Source organism: Thermodesulfobacteriota bacterium (assembly GCA_026415035.1).
GTDB lineage: Bacteria > Desulfobacterota > BSN033 > BSN033 > UBA1163 > RBG-16-49-23.
Window position 1 is genome coordinate 164,850 of record JAOAHX010000002.1, and the last position, 22,465, is coordinate 187,314.

The following is a 22,465-nucleotide window of genomic DNA, read 5'->3' on the forward strand; positions in this document are numbered from 1 at the left end:
CCAAGTCGGAGCCTGTTTCTTCGGGCAGGTCCCCTGTCTCCTATGGGTGAAGACGTGGGAGGAAGTTTTGGGGCTTCTCCAAGAAGAGTGGACCGAAGGAACAAGGGTAGCCGTCTATCCGGACGGAACGGTTCAGTATTTCCCCAATCCCCATTAAAAAATTTCGAAACCGGCGTTCTTGATCGATTGTTTTATCCGTTGGTTCATCCGGACCATCACCTTGGACGGATATCTCACCTTGAAGAGAAACTGGGCGTTGTTCTGGATGTCGAGCCGTTTCATCTCCTTTTTGACCCTTTCGAGAAACTTCTCCTCCTCCTGCTTTTCTGCCTCGAGGGCCTCGATAAAGGCCCTCTCGAGATATTTCTCCACATCCTCGTCGATCCTCCCGTATTTCTCATCGAAGGCCCTCTGGATCTCCTCGTCCTCCAACAGGCGATACCTCTCCTGATGGACGATCACTTTCTTGTTTAACTTGGGGATGGTCCGGGGAATCGATTTCGGATACCCAATGCAGAGGACCATCATCGGGAGGACATATTGGGGGAGGTCAAAATATCTTCTCGTCTCATCGATCTCATGTTGGATCGCACCGATATAGACGGAACCAAGGCCAAGGCTCTCGGCAAGGATGACGACATTCTGGGCCGCGGCCATCAGGTCGGCATAGGCGATGAGAAAGTGGTTGAGGGCCTGTTCTCCTCTGAAATCGGTCTGACACCTCTCCGCCCATTTTTTGATTCGATAGAAATCGAGACAGAAGATCATCGAGAGGGGAGCATTTTTTACCCAGGGCTGGCCTCCTGCCAGCTCGGATAGTTTGAGCCTCGCCTCGGGACTTCGAACGAGGAGGATCGAAAGAGGCTGGATATTGCCTCCGGAGGGTGCATGATTGGCGACGTCGAGGAGTTTTTCGATGATCGTTTCGGGAATCTCCCGGGCTTCGAAGGCCCTGACCGACCTTCGCTTCATCATCAATTCGTAGAGATCCATTTTGATATCTCCTCCGGCGTTTTTTGGGTGGAGATTAACAGAGTGAGCCTGTCTTGACAAGGCCCTATGAATCTGCTAAATAGAGACCACCCGAAAGGGAAGGGTGGAAAATGGGTCCGTACCTGAAAAGGATGAATGGGTGGTGCTGGCAGGGCCATAGCCGGGAGGTCTGCCCAGCGCCGTTTTAAGTTTTTAATCTGAAGGATGAGGCCATGGGCGGCTTCCCAAGCCCCCATGGCCTTTTTACTTTCGGCCTGTTTTTCAGGTGAGGGTCTAAAGGCTGTGGGTCAAAAACCACAGCCTTTTTTATTTTCAAATTCCAAAAGAAAGGAGAGAGAGACGATGATCAAAGAAGCGATCGGAAAGCTGGTGGCCAAGGAGAACTTGACCGAAGACGAGGTGAGAGAGGCGATGACGGAAGTGGTGACGAGGAAGGCCTCGTCTGCCCAGATCGCCTCGTTCCTCACCGCCCTGAGGATGAAGGGAGAGACCATCGAGGAGATCACGGCCGCGGCAAACGTGATCAGGGAGAGGTCCCTGAGGCTCCCCTTGGGGGAAGAGGCGATCTGCCTCGATCGAGAGGAGATCACGCTTGAAAGGGAGACGATTATGCGGACGGCGAAGGCCGACTCCGGAGAGACGACGATCTTCAACATCTCCACGGCCACCGCCTTCGTCGTGGCCGGAGGAGGGGTTAAGGTGACCAAATATGTGAGGCGGCCCGAACCGCCCCTTTGCGGGTGTGCCAATGTCATCGAGGCGCTCGGGATCGACCTCGACCTCACCCCGAGCCAGATCGAAAGGTGTTTCGAAACCCTGGGCATCTGCTTTTTCCATGACGGTCTCGTCCACAAGGGCATGGACCATCTTCTCGTTCTCCGAAAAAGAATCGGGATCCGAACCCTCTTCAACCTCTTGGACCCCCTGGTCAACCCCGGGGGCGCAACCCTACAGATCTTGGGTGTCTATGATCCCCATCTCACGGAGACGATGGCCCGGGTTCTGCTCCGTCTCGGGATCCGAAGGGGCCTCGTGGTCTATGGGAGGGATACGCTGGACGAGATCAGCCTCACCGGTGAGACCCGGGTCACTGAGTTGAACGATAAGGGTATTCACACCTCTACGATCCGGCCGGAAGACTTCGGCCTGCAAAGGAGATCGATCGAAGAGATCAAGGGGGGCACCCAAGAGGAGAATGCGAGGATCATTCTCAGGGTCCTGAAGGGCGAGAAAGGCGGGGCCAGAGATATCGTCTTGCTCAATGCGGCCGCGGCCTTCTATCTCGCGGGAAGGGCAAGGGATCTCCGAGAGGGGATCGAGATGGCCGGCCGATCGATCGATTCGGGAGAGGCCTTGAGGACCTTGGAACGGTTGATCCAGTTCACCCACGAGGAGGATCGTTTTGTGAGAAGGGAGTGGACGGCTGGCGAAGGCGGAAGCCCCCTTTTTGATTGACAGGAGACCCATTTCGGTATATTGAATCAGCATCGATCGAACGAAAGGGGGAGGGGCCATGGCAGAACGCGATGTGGTCGTCGTCAGTGCGGTGAGGACGCCGTTCGGGAGATTTGGGGGGGCCCTCAAAGACGTCCCGTCGATCGAACTCGGGGCCATGGTCATCCGGGAGGTTCTCCAGAGGGTCGGCCTGAAGGGAGAGGAGGTCGATGAGATCTATTACGGCGTGGCCGTGCCGGCCGAAGTCGGGCTCGAAACGGACGTCCCCGCCAGGCAGGCGACCCTGAAGGCAGGGCTTCCGGATGAATCGATCTCCATCACCCTGGACCGTGCCTGTTGCTCCTCGATGGCCGCGGTCCGGTTGGGTTATCGAGCGATCAAGGCCGGAGAGATAGAGGTCGCCCTGGCCGTCGGAGCGGAAAATATGAGCCGCACGCCTCTGCTCTTGCCTCCCTCTGTGCGCTGGGGGAGCCGGCTTGGAAACATCGAGGTATGGGATGGCCTCTATGGGTTGGGGTACAAGGGGTTTAACCCGGTCTCCGTCGATGCGGGGGAGGTGGCCTTGGAATACGGGATCACCCGGGAGGATCAGGACCGTTGGGCCTTTGGAAGCCAGATGAAATATGCCCGGGCCTTAAAAGAAGGAAAGTTCAGGATCGGCGAGGAGCTGATGAAGGTGGAGATCCCCCAAGGGGGAAGGCCTCCGATCGTTTTGGAACGAGATGAATTTCCCAAGCCGGATACGACGCTCGAAAAGCTCTCGAAACTTCCCACGGTCTATGGAAGCCCGACCGTCACCGCGGGCAATGCCCCCGGTCTCGATACCGGTGCCTCTGCCATTCTCCTCATGAGCGAGAGGAAGGCACGAGAGAAGGGGTTAAAACCCCTCGCCAGGGTCGTCTCCATGATCGCCACCGCCACTGCTCCCAGATTGATCGCCGCCATTCCCGGCTTCACGATCCAGAAGGTCCTCGAGAGGACGGGGCTCACCCTCGATGAGATCGACCTCATCGAGATCAACGAGGCCTTTGCCGCCATGCCGCTCGTCAGTGCGAAGATCTTGTCGGACGGCGACCCTACCAAGATGGAGGCGATCTTGGACAAGACGAACGTAAACGGCGGGGCCATCGCCATCGGCCATCCGGTCGGTGCGAGCGGGGCAAGGATCCTCATGACCCTGATCTACGAGCTGCGGAGGAGGGGGGGAGGCACCGGTGTGGCCTCTATCTGCGGAGGGCTGGCCCAGGGAGAGGGGGCCATCGTCCGGGTCGATCCGGAATGATTCCCTGCCCTCACCGGAGGGCGGCTAATCCAAGATCCTCACCTCGAGAAAGAGATCGCCTCGATCCCCGTCCGGGTCACTCCGTCCCAGTCCCCTCAGCCGGAGGGTAGTCCCATCCCGGACCCCTGGTGGGATCGTTACGATCACACTCTTCTTCCTCATCCCCTGGGGGACGGCGACCAACTTCTTGGTCCCCCTTATGGCCTCCATCGGCGTGATCCAGATCTCGCTGTAAAGGTCGAGATCGTCCTCCGGATAAGACCTCAGGGAGAGGGTCTGGAGTCGCGGGGTCCTCTTCCGCTCGGTATAATGGCGGAGCCCTTCACCGATGCCCATCCTGGGAATGGCATCGAAGATCTTGATGAAGAGGAGGCCTGCGACAAAACCGCCGATATGGGCCCAGAAGGCGATACCGCCTACATTCTTCGGGGTGAGGCTTGCGGAGACGAGCTGGATGATGAGCCAGTAACCGAGGAAGAGGAAGGCGGGGATTTCCACGAACTGGATGAAGAGGAAGATCGGGATCAAGGTCATGATCCTCGAGGCCGGGTAGAGGAGCATATAGGCGCCCATGATTCCCGAGATGGCCCCGCTGGCTCCGATGGTGGGCAGCTCTGAATCCCAGTTGGTGACGAGATGGACGACCCCTGCGGCAAGTCCGCAGACGAGATAGAAGACGAGATATCGGACATGGCCCAGCCGGTCTTCGATATTATCCCCGAAGATGTAAAGAAACCACATGTTTCCGAGGATGTGCATCAAGCCGCCGTGGAGGAACATCGAGGAGAAGAAGGGGAGGATCTGCTCGAAGGTGCTGAACTGGGCCGCCAGTTCAGGGTCGGAATAGCGAACGGGCACAATGCCGTAGAGGAGAAGCATCTCCCTGAGGCGAGGGCCGAGGGAGAGTTGCCAGAAAAAGGCGAGGATGTTGGCGCTGATGATCAAGACATTGACCACCGGAAAGGTCTTTGAGCGGATGGCGTCCCGGATCGGAATCATGGCTCTTCTTTTGAAAAATTATACCCAATGTCCGGATGCCATTTCAAATTGTCCTTGATTTTTAAGCGGCTGTAAGTTAATTTGAACCAGGCTCGTTGAGGAAATTTAACCTTTTGCGATGAAAGGTCCCATCGTCTAGTGGCCTAGGACACCGGCCTCTCACGTCGGTAACACGGGTTCGAATCCCGTTGGGACCACCAAAAGCCCTCCCCCTCATCCCTCTCCACCTGGGCCGATGCCTCCCCTCCCAGAGGAACCCAAGAAATTGCTCCTCCCCGCCAAGTCGCAGGGTCGGCCGGACAATACCATGATACGGGAAGGACATGAAGTGAGGAAGGACCGGAAAGAGAACCGTCCTCAGGACCTTCGGTGGAAGGAGGGGTGAGTTCTGCCTTTAACGGAGCGTTCCATGATAGTGGGTCGTGAGCTGGCGTTCCTTGACTTTGGGATTCGTATAATCGGGAAGGAGCATGGGCGAGACCCGATCGGTCACGATTCCGGCCTCCTCGAGCTCTTTATGGTATCTCCGGACATGGTCGAGGGTGAGCCTCCCCTCCTTATAGCTCTCCTTTGCATAGGTCGCCGCATTCCTGCCCGCAATCCTTCCGAAGACGCAGACGTCGAGGAGAGAATTCCCCATCAAGCGATTCTCGCCGTGCACCCCTCCTGAAACTTCCCCTGCGCAGTAGAGGCCGGGGATGGCGGTCTCGCACCTGCTGTTATATTCCAGCCCTCCGTTCTGGTAGTGAAGGGTCGGGTAGACGAGCATCGGCTCCTTGGAGATGTCGATCCCGAATCGCTTGAGGAGGATATATTTGCCCGGAAATTCCCGTCTCACCGCCCCCTCTCCCATCAAGAGATCGATCATGGGAGAGTCGAGCCAGACTCCCACCTTGCCCGAAGGCGTGGGCACCCCCTTCTTCATCTCCACACATTCCCGGATGAAACAGGCGGATTCCACGTCTCGGGGCTCGCGCTCGTTGACGAACTGCTCACCGTCGATATTGAGGACGTTCGCCCCGGCCCCCCGAAATTTCTCGGTGATGAGGATGCCCTCGGCCTGTTCGGGAAAGACCAACCCTGTGGGGTGGTACTGGTAGGTGTGGAGGAAACAGACCCTCAACCCCGCCCGGTAACCGAGGACGACCCCGTCGCCGGTGGCCCCGTAATGGTTGGTCGTCATGAACCCCTGATAATGGAGCCTTCCGGAGCCTCCGGTGGCCAGGATGACGGCCTTGGCCTTGACGACGAAGTATTCTTCGGTTTCGAGGTTGTAGAGGATGGCACCGGCGCAGTGGCCGTGCTCGTTGAGCACCAACTCCACGGCGGGCATAAATTCAAGGACTTTAATTTCGGGCCGGTTTCTTGCCTCGTCCCTCAGGGTGCGCATGATCTCGGCGCCGGTGATATCCGCCGCATAATGCATCCTCTTGCGGCAGGTGCCGCCGCCGTGGAGGGACTTCAGGCGGCCCTCCTCGAACTTCGTAAACATACAGCCCAGATTTTCAAGCCAGGCGAGCACCTTGGGGGCCTCGGTGACGAGCGTATAGGCGAGTTCCGGGACGTTTTTGAAATGGCCGCCTCCCATCACATCGAGGTAGTGGTAGTAGGGAGAGTCTTTGGTCCCCTTGGTGGCGGCCTGGATCCCACCCTCGGCCATCATCGTATTGGCATCGCCGTGCCTCAATTTCGTGGCCATCAGCACCTTCGCGCCGGTCTCCTGGGCGATCAGGGCTGCGGCGGTCCCTGCCCCGCCTCCTCCGATGATCAGGACGTCGGTCTCGTAGGCGACCTTCGAGAGATCGATCCGGTCCGGGTCGATGCGACTCTTCGCTTCAAGAAGCTGGGCCATCTCCGGCTGGATCTCGTAGCCTTTGTTCGGCCCGACCCGGAGGGGGACCCTCGACCCCGGTCTGTAATCGGGATGGTACTTCTCGAGTCGAACCTGCCGCTCTTTCAGAGAGAGGAGCGGAAATTCCTCGCCCCTTTTCTTCTTTTCAACCCTCATCGGACGGGTCGCCTCGACCCTTTTGATAAGCTGCTTTAACTCCTCGGTGTATGGCATCGAAAGCTCCCTTCCCTCATCCCCGATTCCTTTTCAGGACGAGGAGATGTGAGGGTGACGGTGTCGTCACAGGTAACGTTGGTCCTTCGGAACCCAGTCCTCATCCGCCTGCTCCGGCTCGATCTCCCTTTCACTGTACAGGGCCTTCAAGGTTTCCTCGTCGGCATCCATCAACTCCCGGAGCATCTGTTCATACTTGCCCTCCTCGACGGCCTTGACCATCGCGGCCAGGTGTTCGGCCCGAGGGGCGAGATACTTTCCATAGAGGCGCCTGCCCAGGATGGCGATGTTATACTGGCAGAGCTCGGCAGGGCACCTCGCCGTGCAGAGGCCGCACATGACGCAGTCGAAGGAGAGCTGGGCGAGGCGGGCGATGTCGCCTCTCATGGCCGCCGCGATGTAGTCCATCACCTCGATGTCCATCGGGCAGGACTTGGTGCAGGTATTGCACTGGAGGCATCGGAGAAGCTCCGGATAATGTTTGACGAGCGTTTCGATGGAGGGCTTCACCTTCTCGATGTCGTAGATGCTCTTGGTCGCCGGGAAGAAGGGGATCTGGGCCAGATACATATGGGGTTGGACGAGGGTCTGGCAGGCCAATCCCACCTCGATCTTATAGCTTCCTGGAAATCGATAAACCGTCCCGCAGGCCCCGCAGATTCCACCCCGACATCCGCACCCCCGGATGAGTTGATAACCCGCATACTCCATCGCCTTCTGAATGGTGAGGGAGGCCGGGACGTCGTAGCGCTTTCCCATGATGTAGACGGGGATCAATTCCTCCTTCTTTTCCTCCTGAACCATCTTCGATCCCTCCTGAACCCCCCTTTCTCTCCTCTTCGTGAGCAGAGGGGGGCGCTCCGTTAAAGCGTTCCGGTCTCGATCTTCAGTTCGTCCTCCTTGAAGGTCGCCACCGGTGGGACCTCCTTCAGATCCTTTCCCGGAACGTAGTTGAACATCTTCTGGATCTTGTCGCCCACCGTTCGGAAGAGGGTGGCCACGGGCAAGCGGCTGGGACAGGCGCTGTCACAGAGTCCACAGCCGATGCAGGAGGTGACCATGTGGGCCATCCGGATCATGTGGAAGATGAGGGTATCGGTGGGCATCCGGATGCCCCCTTTCCGATCCGCCCATCTCAGATATTGGTCCCCCTCGTGTTCAAAGACCGCCGTCCTGAAGACGCATTCCTTGCAGTAGCAGATGGGGCAGGCCACCATGCAGTTGTGGCACCGAATGCAGGTGGAGAACCGGTCGAGAAAGGCGGACAGGCTCTTGACCTCCCGGCCGAAGTCTTGGAAGGTGGCATCCCTCTTCTTGACCCTTTCGGCGACCACCTTTTCCACGACCCCTTTCCTCGAGGGCGGCTCCTCGGCCGGGGAGACATTGAACCCCTTCTCCTCCAGTGCCTTCTCAAGCGAATCGCTCCACTCGACCCCGATCCCCTCGGTGGGGCTGTAGCCGAAAAGTTTCAGGTTCAGATCGGCCTTCGGGATGGGATATTCACAGATCTGGCACGCTGTCCGAAAGGCATAACCTTGAGGCGGGGAGGCCTCGCCCTTCTCCATTCCTCGGAGAAGCTCTCCCACCAGGACCTCGCCGTCCTTCCCTTCCTGGACGAACTTCGAATAGTCCGTCACCTCGAAGGTCCCCGGACAATCCACGCCGATGAGGAGGAGGTTGTCCAGCTTCACCTGAAGAAATTTGGCCAGTTCCACCACGGCCCGGATTTCGCAGGGCTTCAGAAGGGCCCCGACCTTTTTGGAAAGATTCTTGATGGAGAGGTGGGAGGCGACCCTGGCCGATTGGACTGGCATGGTCGGGGACAGGAAGCAGACTCCGTCCATCTTTTCAGGATCGTGAATCAAGGTCTGGACAAATCCGTCTTTCGAGGGAAGTCTCTTGGGGACGAGAAGGGCCTCCACCACGCCCTTTTCGAGCAGCGATTTGAGAAAAGCTTTGATCGCCTCTTCGACCTTTCCCTCCGAAACTCTTAACACCGTCTGTTTTGCCATGTTTGGACCTTCTCCTTTCCTTCGATGCGTGGCAGAAGATGAAAAATGTCGGGACCTCCTATCCCAACCGAAGACCCCAGCGCCCGATCCCCTATGCGTTCCAAAGCTGTTTCATGGGATTGGGGCCCATCTTTCTCAGCTCCTCGGTCATCTTCGTCACGGTGTCGGCAAAGAGCTTGCCCTCGCTGGCGCTGATCCATTTCAGCCAGATCCGGTCTTCGGTAAACCCCAACTGGGTGAGGATTCCTTTCAGAATGGCTATCCTTCTCCGAGCTTTATAATTACCAGACTGGTAATGGCAATCCCCGGGGTGTCACCCTCCCACCAACACGCCATCCGCCCCATCGATCAGGGCCTTCAGGATGTAGATGGAGTCCACCGCGCCGGTGCACATCAGGTGGATGATGCGGATGTTGGGAGGGTACTGTTGACGGGTCGTCCCCGCCAGGTCCGCTCCGGTGTAGGTACACCAATGACAAAGGAACGCAACGATCCTCGGCTCGAAATCTGCCATGTCCACCTCCTCGCTCGCTCTTGGATTTCCTCTTTTGCCGCTTCCGGTTTAATCGATGGCCGAATCGACGACCGAAAGGTTAAGCCCTTTTTCGAAATTCCTCTGCTGGGAGGCGGCGTTTCGGCAGACCTCCACACAGTTGCCGCATCCCTGGCAGAGGGCGTCGATCACCTCCGCCTTGACCTCCTCTTCGTTGATGACCCTTGCACGGTAAGGGCAGACGGTCACGCAGAGACCACACCCGCAGCAGAGCCGCTTGATGACGTAAGCAAGATAGGGTTTCTCCTCCACCGCCTCCTTGGCCAACAGGGCCCCTGCCCTGGCGGCGGCGGCGTTGGCCTGGGAGAGGGTGTCCTCTATGAAGTTGGGGGAGTGGCAGAGCCCGCAGAAGAACTTCCCCCGGTCTATGGCATCGAGAGGGGCCGACTTCGGATTGGCCTCCATGAAGAAGCCATCGGGATTCAACTCCAAGCCGAACCGCTCGGCCAAGGCCCGGTTCTCACGGGGTTCGATCCCCGCGCTGAGGATGAGCCGATCTGCGGGGAGATCGAGGGAAGTCCCCAGGGCTGGGTCGAAGACCGAGACGGTCAGTCTTCCGTTTTCGAGACGGACCCTCGGTTTCCTCTCGAGGTCGTATCGGATGAAGATCACGCCCTTGCCCCTCGCCTCGTAATAGTAAGGCTCATAGAAACCGTAAGTTCTCACGTCCCTGTAAAGGACGTAAAGGGGGAGGCCCGGGTTCCTCTCCTTCAACTTCAGGGCGTTTTTGACGGCATGGCCGCAGCAGACCCGGCTGCAATAGGGGTGTTGCTCGTCCCTCGAGCCCACACACTGGATCATGACCACGGAGCGAAGTTCCTTGAGCCAAGGTTCGTCGAGGTAGATGGCCCGATCCAACTGCCTCTGCGTGAGGACCCGGGGATCCTCTCCATAAAGGTACTCCCTGGGGGTGACCTCCCTTCCGCCGGTGGCAAGGATCAATGCGCCATGGGCGATCACCTCTTCGCCTTTCGGATGTCCGATCGTCGTGGTATAGTGGCCATTCTTCTTTTCGAAGCCGAGGACCTCCGATTGGAGGTAGAGGTGGATGGAGGGATGATGGGTCACCTTCTCGACGAGGTCCTTGAGGAGGGCCTGGGGGTCCGAGCCTCTCAGGGTGTAGTAGGTCTCTCTCAGAAGGCCTCCCAGTTCGCTCTCCTTTTCGATGAGGAAGACCTCCAATCCCTGTTCGGCCAGACGGAGGGAGGCGGTCATTCCGGCGGCCCCTCCTCCCACGACCAGGGCCCTCTTCTCCACTTTCTGCTCCCCTTTTCGAATGGGTTGGATCCTCCTGGCCCTCTCCACGGCCATCCGGATCAGGACCCTGGCCTTCTCCGTGGCCAGTTCCGGTAGGTTTCGATGGACGAAGGCGCACTGTTCGCGGATGTTGGCATATTCGATGAGATACGGGTTGAATCCCATCTCCTTGGCCATCTCCTCCATCTTTTTCCGGATCTCCCGCTGGGAGCATCCTGCGATCACGACCCGGTTGATCCCCTGTTGCCCGATCCTGAGCCGGATCTGGTGGAGATCCTCAGGAAGGCAAGCCAGGCCGACCTCTTCCACATAGGCGACCTCCGGCATGCACCTCGTCCCTTCGATCAGGTCGGGGAGGGAGAGGGTCTGCTTCAACTCGCCTCCGCAGTGGCAGAGGAAGACGCCGACCTTGGGGATCTCGTTTGACAAAGCCCCTTCGGCGGGGTATTCCCGTCTGGGCATCGGAAGGGATCTGGCGGAGAGGAAGGAGGCCGCTTCTGCCGCTGCGCTTGAGCCCTCCACGACCGCTTCGGGGATGTCTCTCGGCCCTCTGAAGGCCCCTCCCACAAAGATCCCCTCGACCGAGGTCTGGGCGGGACGGAATTCATCGGTCTCGCAAAAACCCTGGGCATTTAGCCGCAGGCCCAGGCGGGTCGCCAGCTCTCTGACTTGAAGGGGAGGGGTGAACCCGACGGAGAGGATGACGCTGTCGAACTCCCTCTCCTCGAAGGCCCCGTCTTCTTTGACGTAGGTGATGAGCAGGTTCTTCGAGTGTTGGAGTTCCTTGATGGTCGAAACGGCGCTCCGGATGTATTCGATTCCATACCGACTTTTCGCCCTCTCGTAGTAGCGTTCGTAATCCTTTCCCATGGGGCGGATGTCCATGTAGAAGAAGGTGATCTTCAGATCCGGAGACCGGTCCTTGGCGATCATCGCCTGCTTGGTGGCGTACATGCAGCAGATCGTGGAACAGTGGTCCTGACCGCAGGAGGGATCTCTCGACCCGACGCATTGGATGAAGGCGATCCTCTCCATCCGCTTGCCATCCGAGGTCCGCACGGGCAGGCCCTGGGTGGGACTGGAGGTGGAGAGGAGCCTTTCGAACTGGATGCTCGTCAAGACGTTCTCATAGCGGCCGAAACCGTATTCCCCTTTTCTCTGGGCGAGGAAGGGTTCGAACCCGAACCCGAGGACGATGGCCCCGGCCCCGAGGACCTCCTCTTCGGCCTTCTGGTCGAGGTCGATGGCGTTGGGGGCACAGACCTTGACGCACTCGCCACAGCGGATGCAGGTCTTCGGGTCGATGACGAGGCCGTGAGGGATGGCTTGAGGAAAGGGAAGGTAGATGGCCTTTCGCTTCTCGAGGCCGCCGCCGAACTCCCGCTCGACCTCCACCGGGCAGACCGCGATGCAGGCCTCGCAGAGGGTGCACCGCTGGGGATCGACGAATCGGGGTTTTTTAATGATCGAGACCCTGAAATCTCCGGCGGTCCCCTCTACGGATTTCACTTCAGCATAGGGGATCAGCTCGATCCGATCGTGAAGATGGCATTCGTAGATGGGACAGAAGGCTGGTGGGGTGGGGCTCATGAAACAGACGCCACACGAATTGGTCGGAAACGTCTTGTCGAGCAGGGGAAAGTAGCCTCCGATGGCCGGGGCCTGCTCGAGAAGGAAGACCTTCCTCCCCATCTCAGCCAGCAGGAGGGCGGACTGCATTCCCGAAATTCCCGCGCCCACCACCAGCGCCGAACTCTTATCGCCTCTCATGTTGTTATCCCGTGTCATGGTTCCCTCGTGTCCGTCTCGATGCTTTAGGGCTAACCAAGGATGCCATGTCTAACTCAACCCCAAGGAGTCCAAGAGGGGTTTCGGGTTGATCAGGTGCTTCTTCCACCAATGCTCGCGCCTCGGGATCTCAAAGGCCACCCCGATCAATTCGGTGAAGTAGAAGATGGGCAGTCCCGCCTCCTGTCGCATCTCGAGGTTCATGGTGCAGAGGCCGCAGGAGGTGACGATGCAGTGCGCGTCGGCCTCCTTCGCCATGGAGACGATCCTTCCGACCAGGGTCTGAACCACATCGGCATAGGTCATCGCCAGATCGGCGCCGCAACAGTCGGTTTTGTAAGACCATTCCACGGGTTCGGCGCCAATCCCCCTCATCAGCCGATCGAGGTACTGGGGATTCTCCGGATGATCGAGCTGGGTGATCTTCGGATGCCTCACCAGGGCGCATCCATAGTAGCAGGCGGTTTTGAGCCCCTTCAGGGGCCGCTTCACCTTCTCCCGGATCTTCTCCAGGCCGATCCGGTTGAGAAAGACGTCCATCAACGCCAGGATCTCGATCGAAGGATCGTAGGTGAACCCCACGATCTCCTCGATCTCCTTTCGCTCCGCCTCGTTGTGCTGCAGGACGTGTTCGGTCCTCTTGAGATAGCTGAAGCAGCCCGCGCAGGGAACGACGAGGGGTCCCGCCTTGGCCTCCTGGGCCTTCCAGATATTGCGGGCGGGGAGGCAGAGGGAGAGGAGGCGATGGAGGCTGTGGGTGGCGGCTGCGCCGCAGCAGTTCCAATCCTCGATCTCCACCAGTTCCACGCCGAGGGTTTCAAGGACGGCCTCGGTGGAGCGGCCGTATTCATAGGAAGAAGAGTGGTCCGTGCATCCAGGAAAGTAGGCAAATTTCATTCTGGCCTCCGACATCCCCCATGGGGAAAACGGTTCATTCCTTCTGCGTACATCGTTCGAAGATCCTTTTAATCTCTCCGCGGCCCTTGACGAAGCTGGGGAGGAGAGGGAATTTCCCCTTGAAGAAGAGTTTCATCCCTGGGACGAGGGAGCCCGTCATCAGGTCTTTGCTCCGGAGCATATACTCCATCAGCATGGTCACCTCGTGGGCTCGACCCAGTCTCTGGATGCTGTGGATGAAGGCCTCGTGGAAGAGATGGATATTCTTCTCCTTGGCCGGCACGCCCTCCCTCGTGGCCATCTCCCTCAGGGCATCCATGATGACGCCGATGTGGATCTCGTTCGGGCAACGGGTTCCACAGGTCTGGCAGTAGACACAGAACCAGATCGCCCGGCTCTCCAGGACCTCCTTCTTCCTTCCCATCTGGATCATCCGGATGAGGCTGTTCGGCCGGATGTCCATATAGGGAGCCGTGGGACAACCGGCCGTGCACTTGAGGCACTGGTAACAGAGGTTGAGCCGCTCCCCGCTTCGTCGCTCGACCTCTTTCGCAAAGGCTCCTTGCCCCTGATCGGGACCGGGATGAATGTCCATCGCTTCCTCCTTGCGGATGCGTTCTATGGGCTCTCTGGCCTCTTTAGGGCTGGGTCAAGCTCATCGGCCCCCACCTTCATCCATCTCGAACCGGTTTTAAACCCTCTCCGATGAGGTGACAAAGGTCTCGACCATCCGGAGGATCTGGTCGGACGAACTGTTTCTTAACTCACAGGCAAAATTTGGGCAAGCGCTGACGCAGGCCCCACATCCCTGACAGAGGGCCGGGTGAACGATGGAGATCCCCCGATGGGGGTCCATCTCTCTGGCCTCATAGGGACAGACCTCGACACAGAGGCCACAGCCGCTGCAGATCTGCTCGTCCACATGGGCGATCAGGGGGTCCTGCAGGAGGCGATCGGTCGACAGCAGGGCCTGAATCTTGGAGGCGGTGGCCGAGGCCTGGGAGACCGTATCCGAGATGTCTTTCGGCCCCTGACCGCAGCCCGCCAGATAGATTCCCTTCGTCGAGCTCTCCACCGGATAGAGTTTGATATGGGCCTCGGTGAGGAATCCGTGGCGGTCCACGGTCGCCCTCAATTTGGCCGCCAGCTCCTTTATCCCCGTGCTCGGGATCAAGGCCGTGGCGAGGACGACCATCTCCGCTGCCACCTCGACGGACCGACCGGTCAGGGTATCCACGCCCAAGACCCTCACCTTCCCATCGTCCTCGAAGATCCTCGAGACGCGGCCCCTGAGATAGAGGAGCCCCTTCTCCTCGATCGTCCTCTGCAAGAATTCCTCATAGCCTTTGCTGTCCGAACGGATGTCCATAAAAAAGATATAGGGTTGCCCATCCGGGACCTGTTCCTTGTAGAGGGCGGCCTGTTTGGCCGTATACATGCAGCAGATGCGCGAGCAGTAGGGCATGTACCGGTCAGGGTCTCTCGAGGCGACGCACTGGATGAAGACGACCTCTTTCGGAACCCTTCCGTCGGAGGGTCGGAGGATCCTCCCACGGGTCGGGCCATCGGGCGAAAGCATCCGTTCGAAGGCAAGCCCGTCGACGACGTCCGGGATCTCTCCATACCCGTATTCCCCGATCTGGGGGAGGGGGAAGAGGTCGTACCCCGTGGCCATGACGATGGCCCCGACCTGTTTTCGGACTCTCTCCTCTTGCTGATCGAACCGGATGGCCTGCTCGGGACAGACCGCTTCGCATCTCCTACAACTTTGATCCAAAAAATAGAGGCACTGGTCCCGAAGGATCACGGGTTTATGGGGGACGCTTTCGGGCGCGAGGAAGTCGATGGCCTTGCGCTTCCCCAGACCCCTTTCGAAGGAGGAGGGAAAGGCCTTTGGGCATGAAGGGATGCAGAGTCCGCACCCGTTACACCTCTGCCAGTCCACGTAGGTCGCCTTCTTCCGGAGGACGAGGTCGAAATTGCCCACATAACCCTTCACCTCTTCGACCTCCGAATAGCAGCGGAGCTCGATCCTCGGATGCGCCTCGATCTCCTTGGCCTTTGCAAGGACCTCCGGCGAGGCAGGGCGGAGGTCCGGGAAGGTCTTCGAGAGCTGAAGCATATGCCCGCCCAGGGCCTGCTCCCTCTCGAGGAGGAGGACCTCGTAGCCTCCCTCCGCAAGGTCAAGGGCCGCGGTCATCCCAGCGATCCCCCCGCCGATGACGAGGACGCTTCGGTGGATGGGAACGGCGATCGCCTCCAGCTCTTCATTCTTTCTCACCTTCTCGAGGGCCGCCAGGATGATCTCCTCGGCCTTTCGGGTGGCCTCGGCCTTCTCCTTCTGGTGGACCCAGCTGCACTGTTCCCGGATGTTGGCGATCTCGCAGAGATAGGGATTCATCCCCTCGGCCTTCACGGCCTTCCGGAACGTGGCCTCGTGCATGCTGGGAGAACAGCAGGCCACGACCACACCCTCGAGGCCCTTTTCCCGGATCGCCTCCCGAAGGAGCTGCTGCCCTGGTTCGGAGCACATGTAGATATAGTCGGTGCTGTGGCAGACGTCCGGGGCCTTCCGGACCCTCTCGGCCACGGCCTTCACATCGACCGTGCCCGCGATGTTGACCCCGCAATGGCAGATGAAAACGGCCAGTCTCTTCATCCTAATTTTTTGCAAAGAGGGCCTGGACCTTGCTTGCCGCTCCATTGGCATGGGCGACGGCATCGGCAATGTCCTTCGGTCCTTGGGCCGCCCCGGCGATAAAGATCCCCTCCCGCCGGGTCTCCATGGGCCGGAGCTTTCGCTCAGCCTCGGTAAAGAACCCGTACGGGTCCGTTTCGATACCGAGCCTCTGTGCCAGTTCCTTCGACTCCTGGTGGGCCTGGATGGCCGTGGCCAACACGACCATGTCGGTCGAGAGCTCCACTTTTCTTCCCGTCAACGTATCCACGCCCCAGAGGACGATGCGGCCGTCCTCCTGAAAGATCCTGGAGACGCGGCCGCGGAGGTAGAGAATGCCCTCTTCCTCCATCCCCTGTTGGATGAACTCCTCATAGCCTTTCCCCGTCGAGCGGATGTCCATATAGAAGATGTAGGCCTGCCCGTCGTGGACCTTGTGCTTGTAGAGCCTGGCATGTTTGGCGGTGTACATGCAGCAGACCCTTGAGCAGTAGGGAAAGTAGCGTTGGGGGTCCCGCGATCCGGAGCACTGGATGAAGGCGACCTCCTTCGGGATCTTTCCGTCCGAGGGCCTGCGGATCTCTCCGGCCGTTGGCCCCGAGGCGGAGTTGAGCCTCTCGAAGGCCAGGCCGTCGATCACGTCGGGGATCGTTCCGTACCCGTATTCGCCGAAGGCCTCCTTGGGCAGAAGGTCGAAGCCCACGGCGACGACGATCGCCCCGACCCGCTCCTCCACGAACCGATCCTGTTGTTCATAATCGATGGCCCCCACCGGGCAGACCTTCTCGCAGACCCTGCATTTCTTTTCCAGAAAATAGCGGCAGATGGAGGGATTGATGACGGGCTTGTTCGGAACGGCCTGGGGAGACAGGGTGTAGATCGCCTTGCCCATGCCCATGCCCCGCTCGAACTCCGAGGGCCTTTTGGAAGGACACTTCTCCTGGCAGAGCCCGCACCCCGTGCATTTCCCCCAGTCCACATAGGCCGCCTTTCGCCGGACACGAACCGTGAAATCGCCCACTCGGCCTTCGACGGCCTCAACCTCGGCGTAGGTGAGGAGTCGGATGCGAGGGTGCTGGCCCGTCTCGACCGTCTTGGGAGTGAGGGTGCACTGGGCACAGTCGAGGGTGGGAAAGGTTTCGGAGAGCTGGAGCATCCGTCCGCCGATGGAGGGGAGTTTCTCGACCAGGACGACCTCGTAGCCCGCATTGGCGATGTCGATCGCTGCGGAGATCCCGGCGATCCCTCCGCCGATCACCATCGCCCTTTTGATAAAAGGTTGTCTGACCGATGTATGATTCAACGCTTCAGCCACCTACCAGCCCCCGTCGCCCCCATGGCCGCCTTCGATTCGATCGCGCTTCTCCTTGGGATGGCCTCTCCCTCATCCTCAGAGCAGCCCTTTTTCCCTGAGCAAGGGGATCGGGTCCACGAAGTTCTGTTCGAATCCGAGCGTCTCGACCCCTAATCCCATGGCCATGCCGAGGACCTGCGTGAAATAGAGGACCGGCACGGGTTTGAAAGAGAGATGATGTTCCTTGATATCCGCCTGTTTGTGATCGATGTTGAAGGTGCACATCGGACAGGTGGAGATGACCACCTCCGCTCCGTGTTTCACGGCAGAATTCAGAATCTTGTAGGCACATTCCGTGGCGACCTCGGGCGAGGCCACGGATTGAAAGGACCCACAACATTCAATCTTATAGGGAAAGTCGATCGGCTCGGCGCCCAGGGCCGCGAGGAAATCCTCCATCAGGGTCGGCCTCTCCTTGTCGTCGAACCTCATCTCCTCGAAGGGACGGAGGAGCATGCAGCCGTAGTAGGCCGCGGCCTTCAATCCCCGAAGCGGCTTGACCAACTTCTCCTTCACCTTCGAGAATCCGATCTCCCCTTTCAGAATCTCGAGGTAGTGGAGGATTTTCAGGTCCCCTTCGTAATTTGCCTCGATGAACTGGTTGATCTTCTCCCGCTTCTCGCCATCCTCCTGGATCAGACGATTTGTCCGTTTGATGACGTTGAAACAGATGGCGCAGAGGGTCGTGAGGGACGCGCCCTGTGTTCTGGCCCTGGCCAAGAGTCTCGCAGGGGGGAGGAGGGCCATGAGATTGTCGGTGGCCAGGGGGAAGGTCGCCCCGCAGCAGGTCCACTCCGGAAGTTCCTTCAGTTCAAATCCCAGGAGGAGGGAGCAGTTGCGCGCGGTCTGGTCGAAATTTTTGGCCTTGGTATATAACGTACATCCTGGGAAGTAGAGATAGTCCATACCCACCCCTGAGAGCGATCCCATCAAATTGATGGCCTCATATTCACAAGCGAAGGGAGTATCCCCTCCTCAGGAGAGGAACTTTCTAAACCCGCTGACGAAGGCGATCTGAGGCACCCTTTCGAAAAAGTCCTCGGAGAATGCCGAAACCTGAATGTGATCCCTTCGATCTTTTTTCCTCAAGACGACCATCCTCAGGGCGTCCATGACCCTTGCGATGTCGATCCCTTTCGGGCACCTCGAGGTGCACTGGAGGCAGGAGGCGCAGAGCCAGAAGGTGTTGACCTTCAGGGCCTCTTCCTCAAGGCCCAGCAAGGTATAACGGATGACCTCGTGAGGGCCCACCTCCATGGCAAAGGCGACCGGGCAACCCGCGGTGCAATTTCCACATTGATAGCAGGCAAAAAGGTTCTGACCGCTGATCAGTTCGACCTTCTTCGTAAAATCATTGTGAATTTTGGCACGTGAAAGCTCGATCTTCATGGCCTTTTCCCCGATGAGAGGCTTTCCATTATAATTTTAAAACACCCCTTGTTAAAAAGGCGAGTCAGGATGAATTGGGTTTCCGATCAGGGCCTCCGATACGGTTTCACACCTTCGATATAAAGGTCGTTTCCGTGGATATCGTTGATGACGATGACGGGGAGGTCCTCGACCTCGAGCCTCCGGATCGCCTCAGGGCCGAGGTCTTCGTAAGCGACGATCTCAGCCTTCTTGATCCTCTTGGCCAGCAACGCCCCGGCGCCACCCGTGGCCGCGAAATAGACCGCTCGGTGCCTCTTCATGGCCTCTTTGACCGCATCGGACCGCATCCCCTTGCCGATCATGCCCTTGAGCCCCTTTTCGATCAGGGCCGGCGAATAGGCATCCATTCGGTAACTTGTCGTGGGGCCTGCGGACCCAAAGACCTGGCCGGGCCTGGCAGGGGTGGGACCCACATAATAGATGATCTGCCCCCGAATATCGAAGGGTAGCTCCTTTCCCTCCTTTAGGAGGTCGAAGAGCCTTCGGTGGGCCGCATCCCGGCCTGTATAAACGATCCCGTTGATTAGAACGCGATCCCCGATCTTCAACCTCTCCACATCCCGGTCGGTGAGGGGCGTTTTCAAACGGATGGGTTCGGTCATAGGTCCCCCTATAAGATGGCCTCCTTATGGCGATGGGCATGGCACTGGATGTTGACCGCCACCGGAAAACTGGCGATGTGGCAGGGCATCATCAGGACATGGACCGCCAAGGAGGTGGTTCGGCCTCCCAACCCTTGGGGCCCGATTCCCAATTTGTTGACCTCCTCGAGGAGTTCAGACTCCAAACGGTTCAGTTCCGGGTCGGGGTTTTTGCTTCCCAGGGGTCGAAGCAGGCTCTTTTTCGCGAGCAAGGCGGCCATCTCGAAGGTTCCTCCAATCCCGACCCCCACGATCGTCGGGGGGCAGGGGTTGGAACCCGACTCCATCACCCTCTGGACGACAAAGCGCTTGATCCCTTCGATGCCATCGGAGGGGGTGAGCATGGCCAGGCCGCTCATGTTTTCGCTTCCACCCCCTTTGGGGGCCACCGTAATCTTCACCCGATCTCCCGAAACGATCTCGGTGTGGAGGATGGCGGGGGTATTGTCCCCGGTGTTCTCCCGGGTGAAGGGATGGCAGATCGACTTTCGGAGGTATCCTTCCCGGTATCCCTGGCGGACCCCTTCGAAGACGGCCTCTTTCAGGTCTCCCCCGGTCAACAGGACCTCCTGCCCCAATTCGAGGAAGACGACAGCATATCCTGTGTCCTGGCAGATGGCCACCTTCTCTTCCTTGGCGATCTTGGCATTCTCCTTCAGCTCTTTCAAGATTTCTATCCCCACCGGGGACTCCTCGTTCCGGAGGGCCCGATCAAAGGCCTCGATCACATCCTCACCGAGGTCGGTATTGGCTTCGATACAGAGGTTTTTCACCGCTTCCGTGATCCGTCTGACGTCGATCTCTCGCATCGTCCCCTCGTCCTTTAGAAGGATCGCTCTCCCTACGAGGTGCCCCTCTGCGAACAGGCCCCTTGGGGTTCGAAGACCTTAAACCCGCCTTTCTTAAACCCGCCTTTTAGGTTAAAGCTTAAGCTCCGCAATGCTCTTTCTTACGCTCTCCGCAGATTTGGAGACCAGGGCTTTTTCCTCTTCGGTCAATTCGACCTCGATGATTGCCTCGACCCCCTTCTGCCCGAGCTTGATCGGAACGCCGAAGCAGATGTCCCTTAGACCATATTCTCCATTGAGGTAGACGCAACAGGGGAGGATCCTCTTTTTGTCTTTGAGGATCGCCTCCGCCATCTGAATCACCCCGGCCGATGGGGCATAATAGGCGCTTCCGGTCTTGAGGAGATTGACGATCTCCCCCCCTCCTTTACGAGTCCGGTCGACCAGCTGGTCGATCCTCTCTTTGGGGAGGAGCTGAGAGAGAGGGATGCCGCTTACCGTCGTATATCTTGGGAGGGGGACCATTTCATCGCCGTGCCCGCCCAAGAGAAGGGCCTGAATATCTTCGACCGAAACCCCCAACTCCATGGCAATGAAGGTCCGGTAGCGCGCTGTGTCGAGGACCCCTGCCATCCCGATCACCCTCTCCCTCGGGAAGCCGCTCTTTTTATAGGCGAGGTAGGTCATCGTGTCGAGGGGGTTGGTGACCATGATGAGGATGGCATTGGGGGATTTTGCGATCACCTCCGCCACCACCGATTCGATGATCTTTCGGTTGATGTCGAGCAGATCCTCCCTGCTCATCCCTGGCTTTCTTGGCACGCCGGAGGTGATGATGACGACATCGGAGTCCTTCGTCTCTTCATAAGTGTTCGTGCCGACAATCCTGGCATCGAATCCCTCGATCGGCGAAGCCTCTAAGAGGTCGAGGGCCTTGCCTTGGGGGATCCCCTCGAGGATGTCGACTAACACGATGTCGCCCAGTTCTTTGGCCGCGGCCCAATGGGCGGCCGTGGCCCCGACGAACCCTGCTCCGATGATGGATATTTTCTTCCTTGCCATGATGGTCCCTCCTCCTTGCGAATTAATGCAGAGCAGCAGATCAACTTTGACCCTGTGATGTGAAAAGGGGTAGCAGATCCCCAGATTACCCCATCGAAAAGGGCATATTCGGTGTAAAAGGACGCCCCCAGGTTCTTTCGCCGTCAAGGGGTTCGAACTGATAGCCCCTCAGGTGGAATCCACAGGTGTTACGGACGATCAACTCGGGCATGAGCAGGACCTCACGGCCGGGTTGTCCGCGGTCGCCCCCCTCGATCCTCTCCACCAGCATCTCCACAGCGATGGCGCCCATTTCGAACTTCTTCTGGCCGATGGTGCTCAGTTCGATTCCTTTCATCGACGAAAATTCGATGTCGTTGAAACCGATCAGGGCCATATCCTCAGGGATCCGATAGCCTTCCTCACGGAGGGCCTGAAGGACCCCCAGGGCCATGTAATCGTTGGTGGCGAAGATGGCCGTGGGCCTCTCCGCCATCTGGAGAAACTGTTTCGCCTTTTGATAACCTGACGTCTTCAAGAAATTCCCCTCGAGAAAGAGATCCTCCCGGGGCTTAAGCCCATAGGTGAGGAGCGCCTTTTTCCCGCCCTCGAGACGCTCCTGCCCTACCGAGGACTCTGCAGATCCTCCGATCACCCCGATCTTCTGATGGCCGAGCCGGATCAGGTGTTCCACGGCCAGAAAGCCTCCCTGGACATTATTGACCCCCACGTAATCAATCCTCTCCTTCACCAAGGGGTGGTAGGTCCTTCGATTGACCAAGACCACGGGGAATCCCTCCTCTGCCAGGGCCAAGATGTTGGGGTCTTCGATATGGGCCGAGGAGAAGATGATCCCATCGACCCCCTTGCTTCGGAGCATCTCGATGTACTGTTTTTCGATGGCGATGTGTGACTGGGTGCTGCAGAGGATGATGTTGTAGCCCAATCGGGTGGCGGTCTTTTCAATGCCTTGGGCGAGTTCGGTATAGAACGGGTTGGCAATGTTCGTAATGACCAGGCCGAGCGTCTTGGTCCTTTTTAAGACCAGGCCCTTGGCCAGGAGATTGGGCCTGTAACCCAGCTCCTTGGCGATCGCAAGGATTTTCTCTTTGGTCTCGGGGCGGATGCGGGATTTGTTATTGAGGGCCCTGGAGACGGTGGTATGGGACACATTGGCGAGCCTGGCAATGTCTTTGATATTGACCTTGCGGTTCATCTCACCCGGTCAGGGG

At 58.6% G+C, this 22,465-nt stretch carries 19 protein-coding genes and 1 tRNA gene; 3 read left to right on the top strand and 17 right to left on the bottom strand.

The window, feature by feature from the left end; translation table 11 throughout:
* Positions 1 to 153: 153 nt before the first annotated feature.
* The gene (locus tag N3G78_02285; GenBank protein ID MCX8116746.1) at positions 154 to 993 is read right to left on the bottom strand and encodes a nitroreductase family protein; all 840 of its coding nucleotides are present in this window, start codon (positions 991 to 993) and stop codon (positions 154 to 156) included.
* A 342-nt stretch (positions 994 to 1,335) separates the two neighbouring features.
* On the opposite strand from N3G78_02285, the gene trpD reads away from it, so the two are divergent.
* Complete coding sequence (trpD, locus tag N3G78_02290; protein ID MCX8116747.1) at positions 1,336 to 2,448, top strand: anthranilate phosphoribosyltransferase; 1,113 nt, start codon at positions 1,336 to 1,338, stop codon at positions 2,446 to 2,448.
* Between the two features lie 58 nt (positions 2,449 to 2,506).
* The gene (locus N3G78_02295; protein ID MCX8116748.1) at positions 2,507 to 3,730 is read left to right on the top strand and encodes a thiolase family protein; all 1,224 of its coding nucleotides are present in this window, start codon (positions 2,507 to 2,509) and stop codon (positions 3,728 to 3,730) included.
* Between the two features lie 24 nt (positions 3,731 to 3,754).
* Here the strand turns inward: N3G78_02295 and N3G78_02300 are convergent, their stop codons facing one another.
* Positions 3,755 to 4,729, bottom strand: coding sequence for a rhomboid family intramembrane serine protease (locus N3G78_02300; protein MCX8116749.1), 975 nt, complete (start codon positions 4,727 to 4,729; stop codon positions 3,755 to 3,757).
* Positions 4,730 to 4,853: 124 nt separating this feature from the next.
* Between N3G78_02300 and N3G78_02305 the strand changes: the two genes are divergently transcribed.
* Positions 4,854 to 4,929 (top strand) — tRNA-Glu (locus tag N3G78_02305).
* Positions 4,930 to 5,123: 194 nt separating this feature from the next.
* Here N3G78_02305 and N3G78_02310 read toward each other — a convergent pair.
* The 15 genes from N3G78_02310 to N3G78_02380 all read right to left on the bottom strand — a co-directional run bounded on the left by N3G78_02310 (position 5,124) and on the right by N3G78_02380 (position 22,449).
* Complete coding sequence (locus N3G78_02310; protein MCX8116750.1) at positions 5,124 to 6,794, bottom strand: FAD-binding protein; 1,671 nt, start codon at positions 6,792 to 6,794, stop codon at positions 5,124 to 5,126.
* 66 nt (positions 6,795 to 6,860) lie between these two features.
* Entirely contained in the window at positions 6,861 to 7,598 is a 738-nt protein-coding gene (locus N3G78_02315) for a 4Fe-4S dicluster domain-containing protein (protein MCX8116751.1), read from the bottom strand.
* Positions 7,599 to 7,657: 59 nt separating this feature from the next.
* Entirely contained in the window at positions 7,658 to 8,806 is a 1,149-nt protein-coding gene (locus N3G78_02320; protein ID MCX8116752.1) for a formate dehydrogenase, read from the bottom strand.
* A 91-nt stretch (positions 8,807 to 8,897) separates the two neighbouring features.
* Positions 8,898 to 9,320 (bottom strand): hydrogenase iron-sulfur subunit, encoded by a 423-nt coding sequence (locus tag N3G78_02325; GenBank protein ID MCX8116753.1) that lies wholly within the window; start codon positions 9,318 to 9,320, stop codon positions 8,898 to 8,900.
* A 48-nt stretch (positions 9,321 to 9,368) separates the two neighbouring features.
* Positions 9,369 to 12,386, bottom strand: a complete 3,018-nt coding sequence (locus tag N3G78_02330; GenBank protein MCX8116754.1) for an FAD-dependent oxidoreductase — start codon at positions 12,384 to 12,386, stop codon at positions 9,369 to 9,371.
* 69 nt (positions 12,387 to 12,455) lie between these two features.
* Positions 12,456 to 13,301 carry a CoB--CoM heterodisulfide reductase iron-sulfur subunit B family protein gene (locus tag N3G78_02335; protein MCX8116755.1) on the bottom strand — a complete coding sequence of 282 codons (846 nt, stop codon included), beginning with the start codon at positions 13,299 to 13,301 and terminating at the stop codon, positions 12,456 to 12,458.
* Positions 13,302 to 13,335: 34 nt separating this feature from the next.
* Positions 13,336 to 13,896 (bottom strand): 4Fe-4S dicluster domain-containing protein, encoded by a 561-nt coding sequence (locus N3G78_02340; GenBank protein MCX8116756.1) that lies wholly within the window; start codon positions 13,894 to 13,896, stop codon positions 13,336 to 13,338.
* A 96-nt stretch (positions 13,897 to 13,992) separates the two neighbouring features.
* The gene (locus tag N3G78_02345) at positions 13,993 to 15,960 is read right to left on the bottom strand and encodes a CoB--CoM heterodisulfide reductase iron-sulfur subunit A family protein (protein ID MCX8116757.1); all 1,968 of its coding nucleotides are present in this window, start codon (positions 15,958 to 15,960) and stop codon (positions 13,993 to 13,995) included.
* A 1-nt stretch (position 15,961) separates the two neighbouring features.
* Positions 15,962 to 17,293: a CoB--CoM heterodisulfide reductase iron-sulfur subunit A family protein gene (locus tag N3G78_02350; GenBank protein ID MCX8116758.1), complete on the bottom strand. Its 1,332-nt coding sequence runs from the start codon at positions 17,291 to 17,293 to the stop codon at positions 15,962 to 15,964.
* A 75-nt stretch (positions 17,294 to 17,368) separates the two neighbouring features.
* Positions 17,369 to 18,262 carry a CoB--CoM heterodisulfide reductase iron-sulfur subunit B family protein gene (locus N3G78_02355; protein MCX8116759.1) on the bottom strand — a complete coding sequence of 298 codons (894 nt, stop codon included), beginning with the start codon at positions 18,260 to 18,262 and terminating at the stop codon, positions 17,369 to 17,371.
* A gap of 45 nt (positions 18,263 to 18,307) precedes the next feature.
* The gene (locus N3G78_02360) at positions 18,308 to 18,721 is read right to left on the bottom strand and encodes a 4Fe-4S dicluster domain-containing protein (protein MCX8116760.1); all 414 of its coding nucleotides are present in this window, start codon (positions 18,719 to 18,721) and stop codon (positions 18,308 to 18,310) included.
* An 86-nt stretch (positions 18,722 to 18,807) separates the two neighbouring features.
* Positions 18,808 to 19,365, bottom strand: a complete 558-nt coding sequence (locus tag N3G78_02365) for a Fe-S-containing hydro-lyase (GenBank protein ID MCX8116761.1) — start codon at positions 19,363 to 19,365, stop codon at positions 18,808 to 18,810.
* Positions 19,366 to 19,373: 8 nt separating this feature from the next.
* A complete protein-coding gene (locus N3G78_02370; protein MCX8116762.1) occupies positions 19,374 to 20,213 on the bottom strand; it encodes a fumarate hydratase in 840 nt (279 codons plus the stop codon).
* Positions 20,214 to 20,324: 111 nt separating this feature from the next.
* Positions 20,325 to 21,254 carry a malate dehydrogenase gene (mdh, locus tag N3G78_02375; GenBank protein MCX8116763.1) on the bottom strand — a complete coding sequence of 310 codons (930 nt, stop codon included), beginning with the start codon at positions 21,252 to 21,254 and terminating at the stop codon, positions 20,325 to 20,327.
* An 85-nt stretch (positions 21,255 to 21,339) separates the two neighbouring features.
* Positions 21,340 to 22,449 (bottom strand): LacI family transcriptional regulator, encoded by a 1,110-nt coding sequence (locus tag N3G78_02380; protein MCX8116764.1) that lies wholly within the window; start codon positions 22,447 to 22,449, stop codon positions 21,340 to 21,342.
* Positions 22,450 to 22,465 lie beyond the last annotated feature (16 nt).

What these genes read in the sequence shown, in the direction of transcription:
- N3G78_02295 (MCX8116748.1), top strand. Translation starts at nt 2,507, where the DNA reads ATGGCAGAACGCGATGTGGTCGTCGTCAGTGCGGTGAGGACGCCGTTC.
- N3G78_02340 (MCX8116756.1), bottom strand. Translation starts at nt 13,896, where the DNA reads ATGGACATTCATCCCGGTCCCGATCAGGGGCAAGGAGCCTTTGCGAAA.
- N3G78_02310 (MCX8116750.1), bottom strand. Translation starts at nt 6,794, where the DNA reads ATGCCATACACCGAGGAGTTAAAGCAGCTTATCAAAAGGGTCGAGGCG.
- N3G78_02360 (MCX8116760.1), bottom strand. Translation starts at nt 18,721, where the DNA reads ATGAAGATCGAGCTTTCACGTGCCAAAATTCACAATGATTTTACGAAG.
- N3G78_02330 (MCX8116754.1), bottom strand. Translation starts at nt 12,386, where the DNA reads ATGAGAGGCGATAAGAGTTCGGCGCTGGTGGTGGGCGCGGGAATTTCG.
- N3G78_02365 (MCX8116761.1), bottom strand. Translation starts at nt 19,365, where the DNA reads ATGACCGAACCCATCCGTTTGAAAACGCCCCTCACCGACCGGGATGTG.
- N3G78_02380 (MCX8116764.1), bottom strand. Translation starts at nt 22,449, where the DNA reads ATGAACCGCAAGGTCAATATCAAAGACATTGCCAGGCTCGCCAATGTG.
- mdh (MCX8116763.1), bottom strand. Translation starts at nt 21,254, where the DNA reads ATGGCAAGGAAGAAAATATCCATCATCGGAGCAGGGTTCGTCGGGGCC.
- N3G78_02320 (MCX8116752.1), bottom strand. Translation starts at nt 8,806, where the DNA reads ATGGCAAAACAGACGGTGTTAAGAGTTTCGGAGGGAAAGGTCGAAGAG.
- N3G78_02345 (MCX8116757.1), bottom strand. Translation starts at nt 15,960, where the DNA reads ATGAAGAGACTGGCCGTTTTCATCTGCCATTGCGGGGTCAACATCGCG.
- N3G78_02335 (MCX8116755.1), bottom strand. Translation starts at nt 13,301, where the DNA reads ATGAAATTTGCCTACTTTCCTGGATGCACGGACCACTCTTCTTCCTAT.
- N3G78_02355 (MCX8116759.1), bottom strand. Translation starts at nt 18,262, where the DNA reads ATGGGATCGCTCTCAGGGGTGGGTATGGACTATCTCTACTTCCCAGGA.
- trpD (MCX8116747.1), top strand. Translation starts at nt 1,336, where the DNA reads ATGATCAAAGAAGCGATCGGAAAGCTGGTGGCCAAGGAGAACTTGACC.
- N3G78_02300 (MCX8116749.1), bottom strand. Translation starts at nt 4,729, where the DNA reads ATGATTCCGATCCGGGACGCCATCCGCTCAAAGACCTTTCCGGTGGTC.
- N3G78_02315 (MCX8116751.1), bottom strand. Translation starts at nt 7,598, where the DNA reads ATGGTTCAGGAGGAAAAGAAGGAGGAATTGATCCCCGTCTACATCATG.
- N3G78_02370 (MCX8116762.1), bottom strand. Translation starts at nt 20,213, where the DNA reads ATGCGAGAGATCGACGTCAGACGGATCACGGAAGCGGTGAAAAACCTC.
- N3G78_02285 (MCX8116746.1), bottom strand. Translation starts at nt 993, where the DNA reads ATGGATCTCTACGAATTGATGATGAAGCGAAGGTCGGTCAGGGCCTTC.